This is a genomic window from uncultured Pseudacidovorax sp. (assembly GCF_913773995.1).
GTDB lineage: Bacteria > Pseudomonadota > Gammaproteobacteria > Burkholderiales > Burkholderiaceae_C > Xenophilus.
The window spans coordinates 1-3248 of the sequence record NZ_CAJYES010000016.1; the positions used below are offsets into that span (position 1 = coordinate 1).

The following is a 3248-nucleotide window of genomic DNA, read 5'->3' on the forward strand; positions in this document are numbered from 1 at the left end:
CGCGGTAGTCGGTGACGCGGTGGCGCAGGATCAGGTCCTGCGCACGGGCCGGCGCGCGGATCGGGTCGGCCTGCACGAAGCCCAGCCGGCGGATGGCCGCGGGCAGCGTCGTCGGCGTGAACAGGGAGCGCGCGATGGCATAGCGGCGCAGGTGGTCGAGACTGAGGGCGGCGGCTGGCATCCGACAGATTCCAGCACACCGCCTCGGGTGTGCGCTGGAGCGCAACATGCCATCCGGGCGGGCCTGCCGCCGAGGGAGGAATCAGCCGCCACCCGGCGGCACGCGGAAGTTGGCGCTGATGCGGGCCTCGGCGCGCTCCAGCAGGTCCACCAGCGCGTCGAGCAAGCGGCGCGCTGTGCGCGCCGCGTCAACGATCTCCTCGCCAACCTTTTCCGCCCCGCTCTTCCATGCGACCTGCGAGTGCACGGTGCCTGTGCCGACCGTGGCCCTCGTCGGGGAATCGGGCTGCGCGTCGGTGGGGTACTCAGCGGGGTGGGCAGCATCAGGAATCGACATGCCCGGATGCTCCCGCTCCGCCAACCTTGCGTAAAGTTGAATTTACTGAGCATTCACTTCATCATTCCTGATGCGTCAACTGAACCTCGACCAGCTGCAGACCCTGATCGCCATCGCCGACCTGGGCACCTTCGCCGCCGCTGCGCAGGCGCTGCACCTGGCACCACCCACGGTCAGCCTGCATGTGAAGGAGCTGGAAAGCTGGCTCGACACCCTGCTCGTCGTCCGCGGTCGGCGCCAGGCGGAGCTGACGCCGGCCGGCGCCGTGCTGGTGCAGGAGGGCCGCAAGCTGCTGGCCGCGGGCGACGACCTGGTCGACCGGGTGCGCCGTCGCGCAGCCGGCCGCGCGGGCATGGTGCGGGTGGCCGTCTCGGCCGGCGTGAGCACCCAGTTGCTGCCGCTGATGCTGCAGCAGCTCAATGCCCAGAGCCCCGACATCGAACTGCGGCTGGAAGCCGTCGGCTCCGCCGAAGCCATGCGACGACTGAAGGCCGGCACGCTGGACATCGCGATCGTCGCCAGCCCCCAGCCGGCCGCGCCCGAGGTGCGGCTGCAGCCCTGGCGGCAGGATGCGATGGTGGTGCTGTTGCCCGCTGCCTGGGCACCACCGGAGGCCATCACGCCGGAATGGCTGGCCGGCCGTCGCTGGGCCAGCTTCACGCCGGCCACGCAGATGCACGGACTGATCGCCGGGTGGTTCGGACAGGCGGGCCTGAGCCCCCGGCCCTACCTGGCGCTGAGTTATCCCGGCGCGCTCAAGAGCCTGGCCGCCGCCGCGCAGGCCGCGGCCATCCTCCCTTTCGAGGAAGTGGCCGACTTGGCGGACGCGCCCGAGGTGTGCATCCGCCCGATGGCGCCGCCGTTGATGCGGCCGATGGCGGTGGCCAGCCGGCAGGCGGGCACGTCCGACCCCGCGGTGACGGCGGTGCTGGACGTGATCGAGCGGTTCAAGTCCTAGGCGCACCCACGCTCAAGTGCAGAGGCAGCACCCGAGGCAACTTGGCGAGGTGCGGCGCGGGGCACGAGGCACAGGCGCGAAACGGTGGGACGGAGCGGAGTCGAGCCAAGCCGGGTCAGCGTGAACTCTTCCCGCTGACCGGCTCAGCGCGGCCGGCGCGCTGACCGCGGTCCGGGAGCAGCGGCAGCCGAGCTGCGCGACGCACCCGGCTTGCCACCGCCCTTGCCCGCCATCGGGCGGTTGCCCGTCTCCCGCGGCGGCAGGCCCGTGTGCTGCGTCAGCACAGTGCCCGGCCGTGGCGCGGCACCGACGCGGCGGGCGCTGGATGGCGTCGCTGCCGACGAGGGCGCCGGCGTCGAGTTCTTGCGCCGCGCACTCTGGTAGCCGCCATCGGTCGCCGGCTGGAAGGTCGGGATCAGGTGGTGCTTGCCGTTGCCGATCAGGTCGGCGCGGCCCATGGCCTTGAGGGCCTCGCGCAGCAGCGGCCAGTTGTTGGGGTCGTGGTAGCGCAGGAAGGCCTTGTGCAGGCGGCGGCGCTTCTCGCCACGCACGATGTCCACCGACTCTTCGGCCTCGTCGCGCATGGTGCGGCGCACCTTTGTCAGCGTGTTGCGGCCCGAGTGGTACATGGCCGTGGCGGTGGCCATGGGGCTGGGGTAGAAGGTCTGCACCTGGTCGGCGCGGAAGCCGTTCTTCTTCAGCCATAGCGCCAGGTTCATCATGTCCTCGTCGCGCGTGCCCGGGTGGGCGGCGATGAAATACGGGATGAGGTACTGCTTCTTGCCCGCCTCGGCGCTGTACTTCTCGAACATGCTCTTGAAGCGGTCGTAGCTGCCGATGCCCGGCTTCATCATCTTGGAGAGCGGGCCCTCCTCTGTGTGCTCGGGCGCGATCTTGAGGTAGCCGCCGACGTGGTGCTGCACCAGCTCCTTGACGTACTCGGGCGACTTCACGGCGAGGTCGTAGCGCAGACCCGAGCCGATCAGGATCTTCTTGATGCCGCGCAGCGCCCGGGCCCTGCGGTAGATCTGGATCAGCGGGCCGTGGTCGGTGGTGAGGTTCGGGCAGATGCCCGGGTACACGCAGCTGGGCTTGCGGCAGGCAGCCTCGATCTCGGGGCTGCGGCAGCCCAGGCGGTACATGTTGGCGGTCGGGCCGCCCAGGTCGGAGATGACGCCGGTGAAGCCTTCGACCTTGTCGCGGATGTCCTCGACCTCGCGAATGATCGAGTCCTCGCTGCGGCTCTGGATGATGCGGCCCTCGTGCTCGGTGATGGAGCAGAAGGTGCAGCCGCCGAAGCAGCCGCGCATGATGTTCACGCTGAAGCGGATCATCTCCCACGCCGGGATCTTGGTCGCGCCATCATGGCGGCCCTGCTCGTCCGCGTAGCGCGGATGCGGGCTGCGGGCATAGGGCAGGTCGAACACGTAGTCCATCTCGGCCGTGGTCAGCGGGATGGGCGGCGGGTTGATCCACACGTCGCGGGCCGTGGTGCCTTCGCCATGGGCCTGCACCAGGGCGCGGGCGTTGCCCGGGTTGGTCTCAAGGTGCAGCACGCGGTTGGCGTGGGCATAGAGGATCGGGTCGGACTTGACCTGCTCGTAGCTGGGCAGGCGGATCACGGTCTTCTCGCGCGGCGGGGCCTTGGCTTTCGCTCCCTCCCCCGCTGGGGGAGGGTTGGGGTGGGGGCCCGCGGCCTTTGCTGCGAGCGCAGGATTGGGCACGAAGACCAGCGGCTTCGCCGCGCCCCCACCCCTGCCCTCCCCCAGAGGG

The 3248-nt window shown here is 70.4% G+C and carries 3 protein-coding genes and 1 pseudogene; 1 reads left to right on the plus strand and 3 read right to left on the minus strand.

Going from position 1 to position 3248, the window contains the following annotated elements:
* Positions 1 to 181: pseudogene (locus QZ772_RS01420) on the minus strand (winged helix-turn-helix domain-containing protein); the annotation flags it as partial.
* Positions 182 to 262: 81 nt separating this feature from the next.
* A complete protein-coding gene (locus tag QZ772_RS01425) occupies positions 263 to 517 on the minus strand; it encodes a hypothetical protein (protein ID WP_295522325.1) in 255 nt (84 codons plus the stop codon).
* Positions 518 to 587: 70 nt separating this feature from the next.
* Between QZ772_RS01425 and QZ772_RS01430 the strand changes: the two genes are divergently transcribed.
* Positions 588 to 1475, plus strand: coding sequence for a LysR family transcriptional regulator (locus QZ772_RS01430; RefSeq protein WP_295522327.1), 888 nt, complete (start codon positions 588 to 590; stop codon positions 1473 to 1475).
* A gap of 143 nt (positions 1476 to 1618) precedes the next feature.
* Here QZ772_RS01430 and QZ772_RS01435 read toward each other — a convergent pair.
* Positions 1619 to 3248 (minus strand): YgiQ family radical SAM protein (locus tag QZ772_RS01435; RefSeq protein ID WP_295522328.1); only part of this gene is annotated, 1630 nt, incomplete at its 5' end.

Coding starts and splice junctions, on each gene's coding strand:
- QZ772_RS01425 (WP_295522325.1), bottom strand. CDS start 517: ATGTCGATTCCTGATGCTGCCCACCCCGCTGAGTACCCCACCGACGCG.
- QZ772_RS01430 (WP_295522327.1), top strand. CDS start 588: ATGCGTCAACTGAACCTCGACCAGCTGCAGACCCTGATCGCCATCGCC.